The sequence below is a fragment of the Nonomuraea sp. NPDC049421 genome, from assembly GCF_040677005.1.
GTDB lineage: Bacteria > Actinomycetota > Actinomycetes > Streptosporangiales > Streptosporangiaceae > Nonomuraea > Nonomuraea salmonea.
Genome location: NZ_JBFAQA010000037.1, coordinates 57,211 through 72,109, shown reverse-complemented (window position 1 = coordinate 72,109; position 14,899 = coordinate 57,211). Strand labels below are relative to the sequence as shown.

The 14,899-nt window shown below is 69.0% G+C and carries 26 protein-coding genes; 22 read left to right on the top strand and 4 right to left on the bottom strand.

Going from position 1 to position 14,899, the window contains the following annotated elements; genetic code table 11:
• Window positions 1-268: 268 nt before the first annotated feature.
• The 6 genes from AB0K18_RS42995 (at window position 269) to AB0K18_RS42970 (ending at window position 4,357) form a co-directional block, all read left to right on the top strand.
• Window positions 269-487 carry a hypothetical protein gene (locus tag AB0K18_RS42995; RefSeq protein ID WP_364926724.1) on the top strand — a complete coding sequence of 73 codons (219 nt, stop codon included), beginning with the start codon at window positions 269-271 and terminating at the stop codon, window positions 485-487.
• 46 nt (window positions 488-533) lie between these two features.
• The gene (locus AB0K18_RS42990; protein ID WP_364926722.1) at window positions 534-854 is read left to right on the top strand and encodes a hypothetical protein; all 321 of its coding nucleotides are present in this window, start codon (window positions 534-536) and stop codon (window positions 852-854) included.
• A gap of 718 nt (window positions 855-1,572) precedes the next feature.
• Window positions 1,573-2,394, top strand: a complete 822-nt coding sequence (locus tag AB0K18_RS42985; protein ID WP_364926720.1) for a hypothetical protein — start codon at window positions 1,573-1,575, stop codon at window positions 2,392-2,394.
• Window positions 2,291-3,187 carry a hypothetical protein gene (locus tag AB0K18_RS42980; protein ID WP_364926719.1) on the top strand — a complete coding sequence of 299 codons (897 nt, stop codon included), beginning with the start codon at window positions 2,291-2,293 and terminating at the stop codon, window positions 3,185-3,187. Before AB0K18_RS42985 ends, AB0K18_RS42980 begins: the two co-directional genes overlap by 104 nt.
• 216 nt (window positions 3,188-3,403) lie before the next feature.
• On the top strand, window positions 3,404-3,781 hold the full coding sequence (locus tag AB0K18_RS42975) for a hypothetical protein (RefSeq protein ID WP_364926717.1): 378 nt from the start codon (window positions 3,404-3,406) through the stop codon (window positions 3,779-3,781).
• A 345-nt stretch (window positions 3,782-4,126) separates the two neighbouring features.
• Window positions 4,127-4,357 (top strand): hypothetical protein, encoded by a 231-nt coding sequence (locus AB0K18_RS42970; protein ID WP_364926715.1) that lies wholly within the window; start codon window positions 4,127-4,129, stop codon window positions 4,355-4,357.
• On the opposite strand, the gene AB0K18_RS42965 is transcribed toward AB0K18_RS42970, so the two are convergent.
• Together AB0K18_RS42965 and AB0K18_RS42960 are read right to left on the bottom strand one after the other, a co-directional pair.
• On the bottom strand, window positions 4,350-4,535 hold the full coding sequence (locus tag AB0K18_RS42965; protein ID WP_364926713.1) for a hypothetical protein: 186 nt from the start codon (window positions 4,533-4,535) through the stop codon (window positions 4,350-4,352). The two genes, AB0K18_RS42970 and AB0K18_RS42965, sit on opposite strands and share 8 nt — an antisense overlap.
• A 2-nt stretch (window positions 4,536-4,537) precedes the next feature.
• The gene (locus AB0K18_RS42960) at window positions 4,538-4,975 is read right to left on the bottom strand and encodes a hypothetical protein (RefSeq protein ID WP_364926711.1); all 438 of its coding nucleotides are present in this window, start codon (window positions 4,973-4,975) and stop codon (window positions 4,538-4,540) included.
• Between the two features lie 211 nt (window positions 4,976-5,186).
• On the opposite strand from AB0K18_RS42960, the gene AB0K18_RS42955 reads away from it, so the two are divergent.
• The 8 genes from AB0K18_RS42955 (at window position 5,187) to AB0K18_RS42920 (ending at window position 9,401) form a co-directional block, all read left to right on the top strand.
• Window positions 5,187-5,966 (top strand): hypothetical protein, encoded by a 780-nt coding sequence (locus tag AB0K18_RS42955; RefSeq protein ID WP_364926710.1) that lies wholly within the window; start codon window positions 5,187-5,189, stop codon window positions 5,964-5,966.
• Window positions 5,963-6,238 carry a hypothetical protein gene (locus AB0K18_RS42950; RefSeq protein ID WP_364926709.1) on the top strand — a complete coding sequence of 92 codons (276 nt, stop codon included), beginning with the start codon at window positions 5,963-5,965 and terminating at the stop codon, window positions 6,236-6,238. The genes AB0K18_RS42955 and AB0K18_RS42950 overlap by 4 nt, the downstream gene beginning before the upstream one ends.
• 140 nt (window positions 6,239-6,378) lie before the next feature.
• Window positions 6,379-7,017, top strand: coding sequence for a hypothetical protein (locus AB0K18_RS42945; protein WP_364926708.1), 639 nt, complete (start codon window positions 6,379-6,381; stop codon window positions 7,015-7,017).
• 107 nt (window positions 7,018-7,124) lie between these two features.
• On the top strand, window positions 7,125-7,334 hold the full coding sequence (locus tag AB0K18_RS42940) for a hypothetical protein (protein ID WP_364926707.1): 210 nt from the start codon (window positions 7,125-7,127) through the stop codon (window positions 7,332-7,334).
• The gene (locus tag AB0K18_RS42935) at window positions 7,334-7,543 is read left to right on the top strand and encodes a hypothetical protein (protein WP_364926705.1); all 210 of its coding nucleotides are present in this window, start codon (window positions 7,334-7,336) and stop codon (window positions 7,541-7,543) included. The genes AB0K18_RS42940 and AB0K18_RS42935 overlap by 1 nt, the downstream gene beginning before the upstream one ends.
• Window positions 7,543-7,953 (top strand): hypothetical protein, encoded by a 411-nt coding sequence (locus AB0K18_RS42930; protein WP_364926703.1) that lies wholly within the window; start codon window positions 7,543-7,545, stop codon window positions 7,951-7,953. Before AB0K18_RS42935 ends, AB0K18_RS42930 begins: the two co-directional genes overlap by 1 nt.
• A gap of 133 nt (window positions 7,954-8,086) precedes the next feature.
• The gene (locus AB0K18_RS42925) at window positions 8,087-8,275 is read left to right on the top strand and encodes a hypothetical protein (protein WP_364926701.1); all 189 of its coding nucleotides are present in this window, start codon (window positions 8,087-8,089) and stop codon (window positions 8,273-8,275) included.
• A complete protein-coding gene (locus tag AB0K18_RS42920) occupies window positions 8,265-9,401 on the top strand; it encodes a tyrosine-type recombinase/integrase (RefSeq protein ID WP_364926699.1) in 1,137 nt (378 codons plus the stop codon). The genes AB0K18_RS42925 and AB0K18_RS42920 overlap by 11 nt, the downstream gene beginning before the upstream one ends.
• Before the next feature lie 65 nt (window positions 9,402-9,466).
• Here AB0K18_RS42920 and AB0K18_RS42915 read toward each other — a convergent pair whose 3' ends face one another.
• Window positions 9,467-9,703, bottom strand: coding sequence for a hypothetical protein (locus AB0K18_RS42915; protein ID WP_364926697.1), 237 nt, complete (start codon window positions 9,701-9,703; stop codon window positions 9,467-9,469).
• A gap of 277 nt (window positions 9,704-9,980) precedes the next feature.
• Between AB0K18_RS42915 and AB0K18_RS42910 the strand changes: the two genes are divergently transcribed.
• Together AB0K18_RS42910 and AB0K18_RS42905 are read left to right on the top strand one after the other, a co-directional pair.
• On the top strand, window positions 9,981-10,334 hold the full coding sequence (locus AB0K18_RS42910; protein WP_364926695.1) for a hypothetical protein: 354 nt from the start codon (window positions 9,981-9,983) through the stop codon (window positions 10,332-10,334).
• 249 nt (window positions 10,335-10,583) lie between these two features.
• Window positions 10,584-11,069: a hypothetical protein gene (locus AB0K18_RS42905; protein WP_364926693.1), complete on the top strand. Its 486-nt coding sequence runs from the start codon at window positions 10,584-10,586 to the stop codon at window positions 11,067-11,069.
• A gap of 10 nt (window positions 11,070-11,079) precedes the next feature.
• Here the strand turns inward: AB0K18_RS42905 and AB0K18_RS42900 are convergent, their stop codons facing one another.
• A complete protein-coding gene (locus AB0K18_RS42900; protein WP_364926691.1) occupies window positions 11,080-11,346 on the bottom strand; it encodes a hypothetical protein in 267 nt (88 codons plus the stop codon).
• 32 nt (window positions 11,347-11,378) lie between these two features.
• Here AB0K18_RS42900 and AB0K18_RS42895 point away from each other — a divergent pair, with 32 nt between their 5' ends.
• From AB0K18_RS42895 to AB0K18_RS42870, 6 genes are all read left to right on the top strand, one after another.
• Complete coding sequence (locus AB0K18_RS42895; protein WP_364926689.1) at window positions 11,379-12,098, top strand: ParB N-terminal domain-containing protein; 720 nt, start codon at window positions 11,379-11,381, stop codon at window positions 12,096-12,098.
• A gap of 2 nt (window positions 12,099-12,100) precedes the next feature.
• A complete protein-coding gene (locus tag AB0K18_RS42890; protein ID WP_364926687.1) occupies window positions 12,101-12,502 on the top strand; it encodes a hypothetical protein in 402 nt (133 codons plus the stop codon).
• Entirely contained in the window at window positions 12,499-12,978 is a 480-nt protein-coding gene (locus AB0K18_RS42885; protein ID WP_364926685.1) for a hypothetical protein, read from the top strand. The genes AB0K18_RS42890 and AB0K18_RS42885 overlap by 4 nt, the downstream gene beginning before the upstream one ends.
• Window positions 12,975-13,721 (top strand): site-specific DNA-methyltransferase, encoded by a 747-nt coding sequence (locus AB0K18_RS42880; RefSeq protein ID WP_364926683.1) that lies wholly within the window; start codon window positions 12,975-12,977, stop codon window positions 13,719-13,721. Before AB0K18_RS42885 ends, AB0K18_RS42880 begins: the two co-directional genes overlap by 4 nt.
• Complete coding sequence (gene dcm, locus AB0K18_RS42875) at window positions 13,715-14,494, top strand: DNA (cytosine-5-)-methyltransferase (protein ID WP_364926681.1); 780 nt, start codon at window positions 13,715-13,717, stop codon at window positions 14,492-14,494. Before AB0K18_RS42880 ends, dcm begins: the two co-directional genes overlap by 7 nt.
• 118 nt (window positions 14,495-14,612) lie before the next feature.
• Window positions 14,613-14,888, top strand: coding sequence for a hypothetical protein (locus AB0K18_RS42870; RefSeq protein ID WP_364926679.1), 276 nt, complete (start codon window positions 14,613-14,615; stop codon window positions 14,886-14,888).
• Window positions 14,889-14,899: the final 11 nt, after the last annotated feature.

The window sequence follows — 14,899 nt, the reverse complement described above, 5'->3', positions numbered from 1 at the left end:
GCCGTACCCTTTCGCCGCTTGCGGGGGCTGTGGATAACCCGTGTTGATCTTGGTCGCTCGCCCGTAATGGGTACGGTCTCCACGGAGAATGGGTACGCCCCAGACCGTAGCCAAACCCCCGAATGGGTACGGTCAGGACCGTACCCCCACTCCCTTACGGTCTTTCCCTTCAACAACATCCTGCGTCTCATCCCACCGACCACCTACAGGTGGAAGGCCGCCACCAGCGCGCGCCGGGCATGTGGACAAGCAAGGCATCATGATCCGCATGAACCTCATCTCCAACCTCCTCGGGCTCGCCACGGCGTACGCCATCGGCTTCTACGCCACCGTCCGAGCCGCCCACGCCCTCGACACCCGCCACCACTTCCTGCGCAAGGACGACGACTGGACCCTCGCCAGCGTCTGGCCGGCCACCCTCCTCGTCGTCGTCATCGCCGGGCCCGCCGTCATGCTCTACCGGCTCGCCACCCGCGACCTACGCTGACCCGCACCCCGACAGCCACCCCGGCAGACTGATCTACGCTGACGCCATGACCGAGAAAGACGAGATCGTCCCCCAATACGACCTCCTCGTCCAGCTCGCCGTCGCCACCCGCCGGAGCTGGACCGAGGACGACGTACGCGCCGCCATCGCAGGCGCCCAAGCCACCGGCCGCGGCTGGCGCGGCATCCTCGCCGCCCTCCAGGTGTGCATGAACGACCCCAAAGCCAAACCGCGCGACATCAGCCCCCTCGCCGCACGCCGCGCCGCCAGACGCACGCCGGCCGACCCCGACCTCGCCCACCGCCAAGCCCAGCTCGCCCGCGAGCAATGGCCCAACCTACGCGCCCGCCGCGACCCCAACCAGTAAGTGGTTGCACTCATGAACCGGCCGGGAAGCCCCCCAGGCGCCCCGCTAGGGGGTCTCTCGCGCGTAAACACCGGCCCGCCGGATAAAGGGGCCCCGGGCGGGGGGTAAACCGGCGAGAGGGGCCTTTACGGGCCGTCTGGCCCAACGAAGATCATTAACCAGCGTCAGAGGACGCCCCAGACGCCCCCCTAGCCTCCACCCGCCGCAACCACTTCCGCACCGTATCCACCGTCACACGCCACGGACCAGCAGCCCGCTCCGCCAACGCCTCCCGCTCCACCCGGCCACGCGGCGCCCCCTCCGACCGCTCACGCAACCGCAACACCAGCGGCTCCAACTCCTCCAACACCCGCCGCTCCTCATCGCGGATCCGGCCCAGCTCATCCACCAGCGCCCCGAACCGCTCCAACTCGCCAGCCGTGCCGGCCGACTCCGACAACTCCACCGCCGCCGCCCAACGCGGACGCGCCTGCTGCTTAGCCATCCCCAGATCGTATGGGAAACACATCCCGTAGCGACAGGAAACCAGTCACATCAAAAGGGCCTCAAGGCTTCCCCACAAGGTCGGCGAACGGGAAAGCCCTTTCCAGCGGCGATGGGGCAGTCCACCCTCCGCGATTGATTCATCACAGTGAGTATCTGACGGCCTGGTGATCATGTTATGAGACCGTGACCAGATCATAGGAAAGATGTCCCATGATCATGGGATGCTTTTCCCATGACGAGAACACGACAGAGAGCCCCCGCCATAGCGGCGCTTGTCATGGCGCTGCTCATGACGGGGGCACCCGTGACCGCCGCCGCCATGGCGGATGACCCCACGCCGATACCCGAGACCACGGTTACCGAGACGGTCACGGCCACGCCGCCCACGGTCACGCAGACAGTCACGGAGACCCCGGCACCGCAGACGGTCACAGCCACCCCGCCGCCGCCCGCGACGGTCACAGCCACGCCGCCCGCGACGCCCGGCCCAACCGTCACCGTCACGACCCCAGGGCCGACCACGACCCGGACGGTTGAGGCCACGGTCACCACGACCGCCCCGGCCCCGGCTCCACAGGTGCCCGCCGCCATCCCAGACGGGCAGGCCATGAGCACCGCCAACCCGTGGCTATGGATGTTCCCCACGCCGACGCCCACCCCACCGGGAGCGGCCACCCCCGTGAAGACACCCGACGTAGCCGCGCCGGAACCGGAGGACCCGCCCCCGGCTCAGCAGGTAGCCGCAACCGAGCGTGACCCGCTCTTGCTGCCCCTGGTCGGAGCCGTGATCCTCCTGCTAGCCCTAGCCCTCTTTCCCAAGGGCCGCCGCCTATACCGGTGGATTCACCGGATAGCCCGCAGGGCAGCCCCGGCCAAGCCCACCACCCAGACCAACACCACCCAGACCGACGACACCGAAACCGTCGTAATCCCGAAGGAGAACACCACCGATGAGCACCAGCCGCAGCAGGAAGACGACGCCGCCGCCCGCCGAGCCGAGCGAGCAGCCCACGCCGCCCGCCGAGACGGTCACCCCCGCCGCCCCGCCCGCTGACGAGACCATGACTGACGCGCCCGTCCCCGCCGACCTCATCAAGGCCGCCGCCGCCAACGCGCTGGAGATGTTGAAGGGGCACACCGACAACAGCGCCTACCACCTCGCGACCAAGAACGCGCCGGAGTGGGCCCCGTCCATGGGCGAGTACATCGGTGCCCAGGTGGACGGAACGAAGCTCTACACGGGCCCCGTCCGCCCCGAGCTGGAGGGCGAGCCCGGCAAGTGGGAGACCACCAACCTCTTGCCCAAGACCGCGCCCGCCGACGTGCGAGCGAAGTACGCCACCCTTCCCCGCCTGGAGGCAGCCGCCCGGCACGCGCAAGGATGCGCCGCCATGGGGCTGGAGACCAGCGACCCCGCCATGACGTTCCAGCCCGACCGGACCGCCCTCTACGAGATCAGCGTCTCAGAGTCGCCCATCGCGACCGCCCGACGTCTCGCGGGCAAGGCCGCCGTATCCATCAGCGGCGTTGCCACCGCCGACGGCTTGACCCGCAAGCAGAAGTCCGAGCTTGACACGCTCATGAGGGCAGTGCTCAAGAAGGCCGAGAAGGCGCACAACGGCGGAACGGCATGGCACGCCCTGTTGTTGGCCGCCGCCGAGGAGTACGGCGACAAGGCCGCCGTTGCGATCCTCGCGAGCGTGGAGCGGATCACGAAGGGTCGCGCCGACAGCGGCAAGTGGATCGCCGCGTTCGCGAAGGTCCTCCGACGTGGCGAGGAGAAGCCCGCTGCCGAGGCGAATCCGGAGGAGACCGCGCCCGCCGACAACGCCGCCGACCAGAAGTAGCCGCCCATCGGAGCTAGGTAAGTGCTTCCACTTACCTAGCTCCACTCCCGGAGAGGACCACCGCCATGGATGACCGTGTCCACTGCTTGACCTATGCCGAACTTGCCCTACTCAACGCGTTCGCAGCCGGGGAGATCACACTCGCTGACGTTGAGCGCGAGGTCAGGCGCATGGACGAGCAGGGAGACGAGTACCCGCATGCCTAGGACCGCGCACATGCCCGATCTCGCCACCACTTACCGGATCACCGCCAACGCGATCCAGGACGGGCTACGCGGTCGCGGGATTCACTTCCCGGTGGCCGCCGTCTACAAGGGTGACCCCGGCATCATGTACGTCCCCGCCGCCTACGCCGCCGCCAGGACCAGCGCCGCCCGGTTGCGCGACGGACAGCACCGCGCACAGGCCATGCAACTACTCATCACCGCCCGTCACGCTTGTGACGCCACCCTGCTTACCCGAGGAGAAGCCGAGGAGTTCCGACTGTTCGCCGCCTACCGATTCGCGGCCCGCGCGCTCTCGTGGTTCCTAGTGATCTACCCGGATAGCCCGATGAGCATCCAGCACGACATCTATAGCGACCTGATCAGATAGTCCGACGCGAGCGCCCGTTCCCCAGCCGCCGGGGGACGGGCGCTTTCGCGTGCGTGGACCGGCAAGAGCGATTTCTAGAACGGCGTTCGGAGATGGACCGGCATGAACGGGATTTTAGAATCGCATTCCAGGAATGAGCCGGCGGTGCGTTATGTCCGATATGCCTATTATGTCCAATTTTGCGCTGATTAGGAGTTCACTCTGTTCACGCGCCCTGATTGGTCGGCGCTAGCGCACCGACGTGTAGGGGGTACCCCCCTACCACCCCCTCAGGGCGAATGGAGTTGGGGTCGCCTTCTCGGCGAACCTAAATGATCTTGTTCCGTGCATGGGGTGGCAGGAGGCATGCTGGTGGGCATGCGGATCAATGGGTGGGTTGATGTGCAGGGCGCGGCGGAGCGTGTGCGGGTGTCGGAGGACGCGGTGCGGCGCTGGTTGCGCGCGGGGGAGTTCGAGCGGGTGTTGGAGCCGGTGCGTGGCCGCCGGTTTGTGACGGTGGCGGAGCTGCTGGTGGTGGAGCGGCGGATGCGGGCTCGCCGGTGTAATCGTGGGGGCCGCGCGCCTGGCGTTAGCTGATTCCCTGCCTTTTGAAAACGCACCAGTACCAGGTGGTGAAGTTCCTGCCGAGGCTGCTTTCGTGGTACTCCAGGTGGACAAGTTCCCAGCTTTGCTGGCCCAGTTCGTTGAGCTGCTCCTCCACGTGTGGGCCGTCCAGCCTGGCGGTCTTGTACTCCCAGAAGCTCGGGTTGATCACGGTCACTCCTTCACGAGGCGGACGCCGGCGGGGATGATCGGGTCGATGGCGCGCACGGTGGCGGCGGCGAGGAGGGCGCGCTGCCGGTCGTCCATGAGGTGGAACTTGAAGCGGTCCTCGCCGAGTGCGATGGCGTAGTCGAGGATGGCGCGCTCGGTGGTGGAGCTCTTGTCGAACGCGCCGTTGTCGAACGCGTCGCGGGCGCCGCGCCAGTTGATGTACGCGCGGTCGTTGTTCTCGTACACGCACATGGCGGTGAACGTCTCGTTGTCGAGCCACCGGCTGTGGTCGTCGGCGATGAGGAGTTCGAGGGCGGCTTGCCGGTGTGGCTCGTGGTCGGCTGCTCCGGCGCGGAGGCGGTCGGCGAGGGCGTTCGTGGCGAGGTGGCGAGTGATCTTGCCCCAGTCGGCCCTGGCGTTGGGTTGCGGGTCGTGGTCCATGTCGCGATTGTTTCACCGCGCTGCGCGCCGGGATGGCGTTTCCGGGCGCGCGTTCATGATCGTTAATTCTATGTGTCAATGTCCCTTATCACATAAGATCATTATGGTAAGATGATCAAAGATCAACACTCAAAGTTGATCATGATCGGGGCCACGGCCGAGCGGGATGACGACCCCCGGCCACCGCGCCCCCTCTCGCGAAAGGAAGACGATGGGAAACGCTCCCAAAGTAAGTGAAGCCACTTACCGCCGCCCGATCTGGGCGACCCGCCACAACAACCGCGTCGAGCCGTTCTACGCGAGCGAGGCCGCCGCCTGGGCGCGCGGCCGGGAACTCGGCGGCGACTCCGTTACGCTCCTCCGCCACGAGGGCACCAGCTGGGTCGAGCACGAGACCGGCGAGCGCCCGGCGACGGACTGGCCCCAGCTCTGGACCCTCACCTATGAGGGCGGCCGGGGCATGGACGAGCACACCTTCGCCAGCGCGGCCGAGGCCATCGGCACGCTGGTGGCCGAGGCTCGTGAGGGCTGGCACCAGCTTAAGGACCTCGGCCGCGACTACCTCCCAGCCGAGCCTCCCGCCGACGACGTCGAGGCGATCGTGGTCTTCCACACCGCGCTCGACATCAGGTTCTCCCTCGACGTGAAGAAGGCTCGTATGACGCGCGACGAGCTGCACGCCTGGCAGGACAGCAGGAAGGTCGGCGACCAGGTCTGGTGGGCCTCGGACAACATGACCGGCTACGGCCCAGGTGTCATCGCCGGGCGCCGCTCCGAGACGATAGGCCAGGGGAACGAAGCCTGGGAGCACGTGCAGTACCAGATCAGCGCAGACGCCTGGGCCGAGCCAGACCGGCTGATCCCGGAAATCTGGGTGGACGCGCAGGACATCCGCCCCTTCTCCGAGACCACGTACGAGCTGAGCGGCGAGGAACAGGCCGAGCTGGACCGGCTCACCGCCAGCATGCTTGCCCAGGATGGTGGGGCGTGACCAAACCCCTCGTCCCTGCCGACGCTGACGACCCGCACGAGATCATCGTCATGGTCGTGCCAGCGCTGCCCCCCGACGTCATCTCGGAACACTTCACCCTGGACACCGGCAGTGACAGCACTCTCATCGGTCCTGGCCAGGGGACACCGCCAGGACCGGAAGAGATCGCGACCGAGCTGGCCAGGCTCGTCCGCTCCCATCCGGGCCACATCTTCACCATGACGCTCAGAAACACGATCACGGGTCGCCTGATTACCCGAGGTATGGAGTAATCCCCTTGCCTGGCCGGTCAGCCGGACCGGCCAGGCCGCCCCACCCCACCCCCCACCCCCCTGTGGGGCGACCCCCCCACCGGATTTGCGGTCGGCTTCCCACTGCTCGCAAAACCCCCAAACGATCTAGAAGGACGCACATGACTCCCCACGGCTTCGCCTACCAGACGTTACGGATCGACGCCATGCCTTACGAGGTGGCCGCCTACCTCGACGCCAGCCCTCGCTGGGAGATCATCCCCGACCCGGATGAGAAGCTGGACCACCTCGCCGCCACCCACACCACTGGCAACCTCGTCCACGTCCCCTACACCACCCACGAGACCGCTGAGCGCGAGCAGCTCCTGGCGGCCGTGATGCACATCGCCGCGCACGAGGTGGCCTGGGCTCCCGACGCCACCGACCGCGACCGCGCCGCCGTGATCGTCTACCTCACCGGCATCATGCAGGAACTGCGCCCCGAGCCCCCGACCCGGCGGCGTCGGCCCAGCGAGCGCGCCGAGGGCAGCACTGTCAGCGAGGACCGCGCCACGGCGGGCGTCAGCGACTACCCGCTGCACCTGGCGCTCGCCTACATTCGCGCCCTGACTCGTATGGAGCCCACGCCCGCGGAGCGTGAGGCCGCCGAGCGGCGCAGCTACCCCGCCATGATGGCTTGCTACACCTGCGCGTACGACGGGATCGAAGTCGAACGCCCTGTGGCCGCTCTCGGCGACATCGTCAATCCGGCCGACCCGACGCAGACGTACCGCCTGGCCTGCGGCCACACCACCTTCTGATGCATCTCGCCTGGGCCGGTGCTGATCGGCCCAGGCCACACCCACCCATCCGCCGGCCTCTGGTGATGACGCGCCAGCGTCCGGAACCTCTCGCGAAAGGCAACACGATGACCGATACCCCTGAGACGCCTGCCCGCCCGTTCAGGTCGTCGGGATGCGCCCTCGACGCGGACGGCTGGTGCCGCATCCACCAGTGGGACTGCGCGGACTACGGCATGGACCGCGTCGTTGATGAGGGTGAGCGAGACTTCCTCACCACGGAGGAGCTCGCCGCAAGGCTCGGGATCGACCTCGACACCGAGGGAGACGACGCCTGATGGGCCGCTACCTGAGCAGGCCCTTCCCCGGGCTCGACTACTACGAGATCTTCTCCACCGTGGTCATGGGCACGGTGTTCGAGGGCACCCGCGCCGAGCTGGAGGAGTTCTACGCCGCCCCCGACCATCGCGGCGGCCCGCTCGACCCCGACACCGTGGCGCAGCTGATCGCCGAGGCCGACGCCAAGGCCGGGACGGAGGAGTCCTGATGGGCTGGCAGTCCCCGGTGTGGGTCATGCCTGACGAGTACGAGGCGACGCATGGCTACCTCGCCCTCTACAGCCACAAGGGCGAGGACGGCGACCGTTGGGCGTCGCCTTCGCTGGAGGTCGGCGACTGGGCGTTTTCCCTCGACGACGACGGCACCCGGCGGTTCGTGGAGCTGCTCAACGGGCTGCTGGCGGAGGTGCTGTTCGAGCCGGTCACGTTCCACCTGGACGGCGACCTGGCCGACCTCGGACGAGGCGGCGGCCCGCTGGAGGTCCGGGTGGAGCTGGCGCACGAAGGCGTCCAGGTCGACCTGTTCCAGCTCGGCCAGCACACGGGGGCGGGTGCGACGATCCCGACTGGCCTGGTCGCGGAGGTTGCCGCGGCGGCCTCGAAGGCGCTGAACAGATGAAGGAGCGGCTCGGCCGGCGGCTGGACCGGCCGGGCCCTCCCCCCACCCCCCTGTGGGGAGGCCCCCGGGGTCGGATTTCCGGGCCTTCCCTCAGTGGGCTGGCCTTATTCATCGGATGAGCGGAGGAATTGGGATGGACCTGGACGACCTGTTCCCGCCGAAGGGGAACTTCGAGGCGCGGATGGACGCGCTCGCTATGGTGGCGGACACGGAGGTGCGGAACCTCCTGGAACGGGCGGTGTTTGCACTGAAGATCGGTGCGCCGACGCTCGTGGAGATCTTCTTGGACGAGGCGGAGGAGCTGGTAGCGGATGGCCAGTGACCTGGCGGTCGCGGCCGAGGTGCTGTCCGGAGAGGTCATCGCGCCTGGCGGTGGCCCGCCCGTCCCCGTTCGAGGCACGCCGGCGGCGAGCGATCCCGACGAGTTGAAGGCGTTGATGCGTTCGGTCGGCATGGACGAGCTGGCCGTTGCGGGAGTGGACGGCTGGCTCGCCTCGGAGCGGCGCACCTCACCTTCGACCAAGCGCGGTTACGTCAAGGACGCGTCGTGGTGGTGGGTGTGGGTCGCCGCGCGGGGCCTGGACCCCAAGGATGTCGCGCCCATGGAGGCGGATCTCTACATGGAGGCGCTGCGGGAGTCGGGTTTGTCTCCCGCGACCAGGCAGCGGCGGTTTTCGGCAGTGAACACGCTGCTGAAGTACCTCGTGGGGCGAGTGGGCGCTATCAAGCGGAACCCGTTCGAAGGCATGGAGGCGCCGAGAGGGTCTAAGCAGTCGAAGACGCGCGGCCTGTCGAAGGCGCAGCTTGACGCGATGCTGGCGTGGGCGAAGAGAGACGCGCAGACCAGGCGGCAGAGGTACGAGGAGGGGCGCGGCTCACGGTCCTGGGCGGCGTCGTCGGCGCGCACGTACGCGATGTTGTGTCTGCTGGTCGTGACGGCTGCGCGCGTCGGCGGTGTCACCCAGGTCGAGCTGGGCGGCCTCGGCTGGGACGACGGGCACCGGGTGATCGACCTGCCGGTGAAGGGGCCGGATGGGGCGTGGCTGCGGTTCCCCGTGCCGCCGTACGCGTGGGCGGCGATCAACGCCTATCTGGATTTCCGGGGGTACGAGGCGGGGCCGCTGTTCCAGACAGATTCGGGCAAGCCGGTGTCACAGCAGGCCATGTTCGGCACCATCCAGCGGATCGGGCGCCAGGCCGGCGTGCCGCACTGGAACAAGATCTCCACGCACGCCCTGCGGGGCGCGGTGGCCACGCATGCGCTGCGCTCGGGGATGCCCTTGCACAAGGTCCAGGAGCTGCTCGGCCACGCGGACCCGCGGACCACGATCCGGTACCTGCGCAAGCTCGGGCTGCTGGACGAGTCGCTGGTCTACAAGCTGGCGGAGGACTTCGCGGTGGGTGAGGCCGAGCTGCTCGAGCCGTACGAGGAGGACGAGGAGTTGTAGTCCCAGCGAACTCCCAGCATCTCCCAGCGTTGGGAGTTGGGCCCCGAGCCGCCAGGTTCGGGGCCTTACTGCTGATAGATGCCCTCGCGCTTGTTGTCGAGGTGGGTGGAGTGGGCAGCCAGGAGGGCGGCGGCTTCGAGGGCGAGGAGCAGGTACTGCTGGGCGTCGGTGAGGTTGAGATGGTCGGGGAAGAAATAGTTGCGGGCGAGGGTGCCGAGCGCCCAGACGGCGACCACCATGGCGGCGATCGGCCGGAACGCCTTCAGCTCGGCGATGTCCTCGGGCGCGATCCGGACTTTCATCGGGGCTCCTTTCACGGCGGTTTGAGCGCGTGGTGTGTGCCGAGTTGCACGATTTAGGGAACCGTGCGTACTCTATACGCCAGATTGGGTCACGTGCGCTTCGGGGGGTAAGCGCGGCGAGGCCCTTTCTGCTTTCCGGGGTTGGCTGCGGTTCGCCCGGCGACGGGCGCGCTCAGGTGTAGATGGCCAACAGCGGGTGGGGCGGCAATCACCCGCACATGATCACACGACGGCGGCGCCGTAGGCCGCGCCAGGCCCCTTTTCCCTCGGAGGTGTCATGATCGCCCGCCTGCTCGACCGTCTGTGGGGGCCCGTGGAAACCCGGCGCGAGCTGCACGACGGCCCCACGTACGGCTGGATCCACACCAACGACGGCGTCACGCAGGTCCTGCTCACCCTGTACCGGGTGACGAGCCGCCGGCCCCGCGGAGGGCGCCGCCAGGTGACGTCGTGGGAGGTGGAGTGGGAGACCGACCTGGCCACCGAGACGTTCGCGCCGATCAAGGGCGACGCGCTGCCGGTCAGCGAGGACGCGGTCCGCTGGGGCACCTGGGACATCCTGGCCTGCGTGTTGCTGCGGCACGAGATGTCGCTCAACCCTGCCCGGTATGGCCTGCCCGAGGCCGCGTGAGGACCCTCATCATCGCCCTGAACGCCCGTGACGCGGAACGGATCCGCCACGACCTCGGCCTGCGGCGCGAAGAGGCGCTCTACGTGCGTGACGCGATGGACCTGCGGGGCCTCGGCCCCTGCGAGGTCGTCTACAGCAGCCGCGCCCACCTGCGGTCCGACTTCCGGCAGCTGATGGCCATGCTCCAGGCCCGGCTGACGTCGTGGAACGCCAGCCAATACTCATATCAGCTTCCGGAGGTCACCGCTGATGAACGTCCGCGAGAGGATCGCCGCCGCCTTCCACGCGGCGTACGAGGGCCTGTCCGGGATGTACGGCTACCGCACCCGCGCTGACAGCGCCGTGCCGTGGGCCGACGTGCCGGCCGCGAACAAGGACCTGATGATCGCCACGGTGGGGCAGCTGCTGCAGCAAGGCGTGATCCGGCCCGGCGACCCGATCGGCGCGCGGACGGTGTACGTCAGCATCGGCAACAGCGACGACAAGCTGCCCCAGGCGGAGTGGGCCGACTTCGTGACCCAGGTCGGCTACCTCATGCACAAGTACTGCCGTGTGATGCACGGCTTCTGGCTGTCGCCCTCGGACTGGCGCTGGCAGAACGCCTGCTGGTGCATCGAGGTGACCCCGGCCACGGCGGCGCAGCTGCGTGCGCAGCTGTCCGACCTGTGCCGGCGCTTCCGCCAAGACAGCATCGCCTGGGCCGAGGCCACCACGGATTTCATCAACCCCGAGTAAGTGCAACCACTTACTTCCGCATCGGGCGGCTTCGCTCGAGGTCGCACGCCGCCTGCAAGATCTTGGCGGCCCGGCCTGTCCGTTCGAGCTGCTCGTTCGGCATGGCCTGAAGCGTCTCGGCGAGCGTCTGGTAGTCGCCGTTGTAGGCGAGCCCGAGCGCCCCTTGTGCCCTCCACCCTGTGACGACCTTGTTGAGGGCTTTCCCCAAGTTCTCGATCGCCGCCTGGATCGCCTGGGCGGACGGGTCGATCGTCCCCGGCTGCTGCTGATCAGTCATACCGCTCATTCTGGCCCCTCCCGGAGGTTCCTTTGGCGCGCAAGAAGGCGCAACAGCCACCCCAGACGGTGCTGCAGTCCTACGCGACGATCCCGATCGACCTGCTGGAGCCCCACCCGGACAACCCGCACAAGGGCGACAGCGACGTGATCGCCGAGTCGATCGGCGCGAACGGCTTCTACGGCGCCGTCATCGCCCAGGCCAGCACGAAGAGGATCATCGCCGGTCACCACCGCGTGGAGGCCGCTCGTAAGGAAGGGCTCGCCGAGGTGCCGGTGCTGCTGCTCGACGTCGACGACACGACCGCCAAGCGGATCATGCTGGCGGACAACCGCACGGCCGAGTACGGGCACTACGACGACGCCGAGCTGGCGGCGGTGCTGTCCACGCTGGACGACCTGCAGGGCACCGGCTGGACGCCGGACGACTTCGCTGACCTGGACGCGGCCCTCGCCATCGACGCCAGCATGCTGGAGGAGCCGCTCGCTCCCCCGCGGCCGCGGGTGCCCGACCCGCTGACCAGCGAGCCAAACCGGCCGGCCGACCCGGGCGCGGAGTTCGACGACTCGTTCGCTGACGGCCCGCAAGAGAGCGAGGACGACGACGAGGAAGGCAGCGTCGGCGGCGGCGTGGTCGCGGCTGGCATCCAGCGCGCGTGGGCGGTCATCGTCTCGTGCGAGTCGCAGGAGCAGCGCGACGAGCTGGCCGCGCGGCTCGAGGACGAGGGCCTGACGGTCCGCTCGATCGGCTGACGGTGGGGGCCTGGTATGAGCCGCCGCCGCCGGACTGGACGGTGGAGCTGCCGCCCGGCCTGACGCTGCTCAACAGCAATCAGCGGCCCCACCCGATGGTGCGGGCCAAGGTGACACGTGCGCTGCGCGAGGCCGGTCGGCGTTCCGCCGCGGTGGCGGGCATCCCGCACCTGACACGGGCGTACGTGATTTGCGAGCTGCGGCCGACCGACCGGCGGCGCCGCGACCCGGGCAACTGGTATCCGGCCGCGAAGGGCGTCGTGGACGGCCTGGTGGACGCCGGTGTGCTCGACGACGACGACCACACGCGCCTGATCGGCCCCGACATGCGGCTCGGCGAGGTCGTGCGCGGCAGCCAGCTCGTCCTGCACATCTGGGGCATCGCGGGAGGTGGTGACCCGTGACGGTCAGTAGGGCCCGCCAGATCGAGATTGCTGAACGGCGCACGAAGGCCACGCAGATGCGGCTGGCCGGCATGAGTCTGCAGATGATCGCCGACCAGCTCGGCTACACCAGCGCCGGCGCGGTCTCCAAGGACCTGACCCGGGCGATGCGCGCGGCGTCGAAGGCCCAGCAGCTCAACAGCGAGGAGCTGCTGCAGATCGAGATCGACCGGCTGGACCGCATGATGGCGGGCCTGTGGTCCAAGGCCATCACCGGCGACACCAAGGCCGTCGAGGTCGTCGAGAAGATCATCTACCGCAGGTGTCAGCTGCTCGGCCTGGACCTCATCAACCGCAACGGTGTCCAGGACGGCGACGTGGTCAGCCTGCTGGGCGCGCTTTTCCAGCAGATCCAGGGCCGCCACCAGGAGATCACGGTGGACGCCGAGGTCGTGCACGAGCTGGAGCCGGAGCCCGATGAGGAGGCCGCCGCGTGACGCCAGCCCCGTACTGGAGCCGAGGCGGCCTGACGCTGTACCACGGCGACTCCCGCGAGATCCTGCCGCAGCTCGGCGTACAGGCCGACCTGGTGCTCACCGACCCGCCGTACGGCGACACGGACCTGGCGTGGGACGTGTGGCCGGAGGGCTGGGTCGCCGCCGCGGCGACCGTCAGCTCGAGCATGTGGTGCTTCGGGTCGATGCGCATGTTCCTCAAGCACACGGCCGAGTTCGAGGCCGCGGGCTGGAAGTTCAGCCAGGACCTGATCTGGCAGAAGAACACCGGCACCAACCCGATGGTCGATCGCTTCCGGCGGATCCACGAGCACGCGCTGCACTTCTATCGCGGCCGGTGGGACGGCATCCGGCACGCCACCCCGCGCGTCCTGCGGCAGGGCCCGTCGATCGGTGTCGCCCGCCAGCGCGGTGGCCGCGCCGGGCACCTCGGCTACTACGGGCCGAGCGTGTACGTCGACGACGGTACCCGGCTGCACTCCAGTGTGATCTACCACCCCAACCTGCTCGGCAAGGGCATCCACGTCACCCAGAAGCCCGTTAAGGTGCTGCAGCCGCTGCTCATGTACGGCTGCCCGCCCGGGGGGCTGGTGGTCGACCCGTTCGCCGGCAGCGCGACCACGCTGTGGACCGCCGCCCAGCTCGGCCGCCGCGCGATCGGGATCGAGGGCAGCGAGGAGATCCTGCAGCGCGCCGTGGCGGCGCTCGAGGCCGCCCGATGGTGACGCAGCTGCGGATCGGGTCGCTGTTCACCGGCATCGGCGCGCTCGACCTGGCGGTGGAGGCCGTCTACGGCGGCCGGGTCGTGTGGCAGTCCGAGGTCGACGTCGACGCCTGCCGGGTGCTGAGCGAGCGGTTCCCCGGCGTGCCCAATCTGGGAGACATCACCGCCATCGACTGGGCCGACGTGCCCGAGATCGACGTCCTGTGCGGCGGTTTTCCCTGCACCGACACCTCCCAAGCAGGCAAGAAGGAGGGCATCGGTGGCGCGAGATCGGGACTGTGGACGTACATGGCCGCGGCCGTTCGCGCGCTACGACCCCGCCTTGTCGTGGTGGAGAACGTGGCTGGCCTCCGGCACCGGGGCCTCGACCAGGTACTGCGGGACCTGGCCGAAGTCGGGTTTGATGCTAGCTGGACGAGTTTACGAGCTTCCGACGTCGGCGCCCCCCACGCGCGCGAGCGTATCTTCCTCCTCGCCTGGCCTGCTGCCGACACCCCGAGCGACGGATGGCAGCAAGGGCGGGCCGAACCAGCGGGGCAGCAAGGGCGACCTGATGCTGCCCTCGGCGGTGGTGCGGCTGCTGCCGACACCGACCGCCGCTCTGGCGGAGGGCGGCCAGATGACCAGGGGCGGGGATCGCTCCGGGGAGCTGCTGCTGGGCGGGATCGCCCGCAGGGCGCTCCTAGCGACCCCGACCTCGAATCTTGGGACGAGGGGCGGATCGCAGCCGCCGGCGAAGCGGCGGGCGGGTGGCCACTCGGTTTCCCTCGCTGACCAGGTCGAACACCAGGGCCCTGCTGCCGACGCCCACGGTCCAGTCGTACGGCGGGCCGAGTCTGGGCAGCAGGGGCGGCGGCCTGGATCTGCAGACGGCGATCATGCTGCTGCACGGGTGGACTGGGGCAAGTACGCGACGGCGATCGCCGTCTGGGAGGCCCTGAACGGGCCGGCCCCGGCGCCGGTCGAGCCGGGCGCGCGGACCGGGCTGCGGCTCTCGCCGCGGTTCGTGGAGTGGATGCAGGGCCTGCGCAGCGGCTGGGCGACCTCCCTGGAGGGCATGAGCCGCCGGGGCGTCTTCCGGCTGCTGGGCAACACCGTGGTGCCGCAGCAGTCGGTCGCCGCGCTGCAGCTGCTCGACGCGCGCCGCCGGAAGGCGGTGAGCCGGTGACCCCGACGCCG

Excerpts from the sequence above, each read along its gene's own strand:
- AB0K18_RS42930 (WP_364926703.1), top strand. The coding sequence starts at position 7,543 with ATGGGCTGGCAGTCCCCGGTGTGGGTCATGCCTGACGAGTACGAGGCG.
- AB0K18_RS42935 (WP_364926705.1), top strand. The coding sequence starts at position 7,334 with ATGGGCCGCTACCTGAGCAGGCCCTTCCCCGGGCTCGACTACTACGAG.
- AB0K18_RS42985 (WP_364926720.1), top strand. The coding sequence starts at position 1,573 with ATGACGAGAACACGACAGAGAGCCCCCGCCATAGCGGCGCTTGTCATG.
- AB0K18_RS42920 (WP_364926699.1), top strand. The coding sequence starts at position 8,265 with ATGGCCAGTGACCTGGCGGTCGCGGCCGAGGTGCTGTCCGGAGAGGTC.
- AB0K18_RS42975 (WP_364926717.1), top strand. The coding sequence starts at position 3,404 with ATGCCCGATCTCGCCACCACTTACCGGATCACCGCCAACGCGATCCAG.
- AB0K18_RS42960 (WP_364926711.1), bottom strand. The coding sequence starts at position 4,975 with ATGGACCACGACCCGCAACCCAACGCCAGGGCCGACTGGGGCAAGATC.
- AB0K18_RS42925 (WP_364926701.1), top strand. The coding sequence starts at position 8,087 with ATGGACCTGGACGACCTGTTCCCGCCGAAGGGGAACTTCGAGGCGCGG.
- AB0K18_RS42910 (WP_364926695.1), top strand. The coding sequence starts at position 9,981 with ATGATCGCCCGCCTGCTCGACCGTCTGTGGGGGCCCGTGGAAACCCGG.
- AB0K18_RS42970 (WP_364926715.1), top strand. The coding sequence starts at position 4,127 with ATGCTGGTGGGCATGCGGATCAATGGGTGGGTTGATGTGCAGGGCGCG.
- AB0K18_RS42900 (WP_364926691.1), bottom strand. The coding sequence starts at position 11,346 with ATGACTGATCAGCAGCAGCCGGGGACGATCGACCCGTCCGCCCAGGCG.
- AB0K18_RS42940 (WP_364926707.1), top strand. The coding sequence starts at position 7,125 with ATGACCGATACCCCTGAGACGCCTGCCCGCCCGTTCAGGTCGTCGGGA.
- AB0K18_RS42915 (WP_364926697.1), bottom strand. The coding sequence starts at position 9,703 with ATGAAAGTCCGGATCGCGCCCGAGGACATCGCCGAGCTGAAGGCGTTC.
- AB0K18_RS42955 (WP_364926710.1), top strand. The coding sequence starts at position 5,187 with ATGGGAAACGCTCCCAAAGTAAGTGAAGCCACTTACCGCCGCCCGATC.
- AB0K18_RS42990 (WP_364926722.1), top strand. The coding sequence starts at position 534 with ATGACCGAGAAAGACGAGATCGTCCCCCAATACGACCTCCTCGTCCAG.
- AB0K18_RS42980 (WP_364926719.1), top strand. The coding sequence starts at position 2,291 with ATGAGCACCAGCCGCAGCAGGAAGACGACGCCGCCGCCCGCCGAGCCG.
- AB0K18_RS42995 (WP_364926724.1), top strand. The coding sequence starts at position 269 with ATGAACCTCATCTCCAACCTCCTCGGGCTCGCCACGGCGTACGCCATC.
- AB0K18_RS42905 (WP_364926693.1), top strand. The coding sequence starts at position 10,584 with ATGAACGTCCGCGAGAGGATCGCCGCCGCCTTCCACGCGGCGTACGAG.
- AB0K18_RS42945 (WP_364926708.1), top strand. The coding sequence starts at position 6,379 with ATGACTCCCCACGGCTTCGCCTACCAGACGTTACGGATCGACGCCATG.
- dcm (WP_364926681.1), top strand. The coding sequence starts at position 13,715 with ATGGTGACGCAGCTGCGGATCGGGTCGCTGTTCACCGGCATCGGCGCG.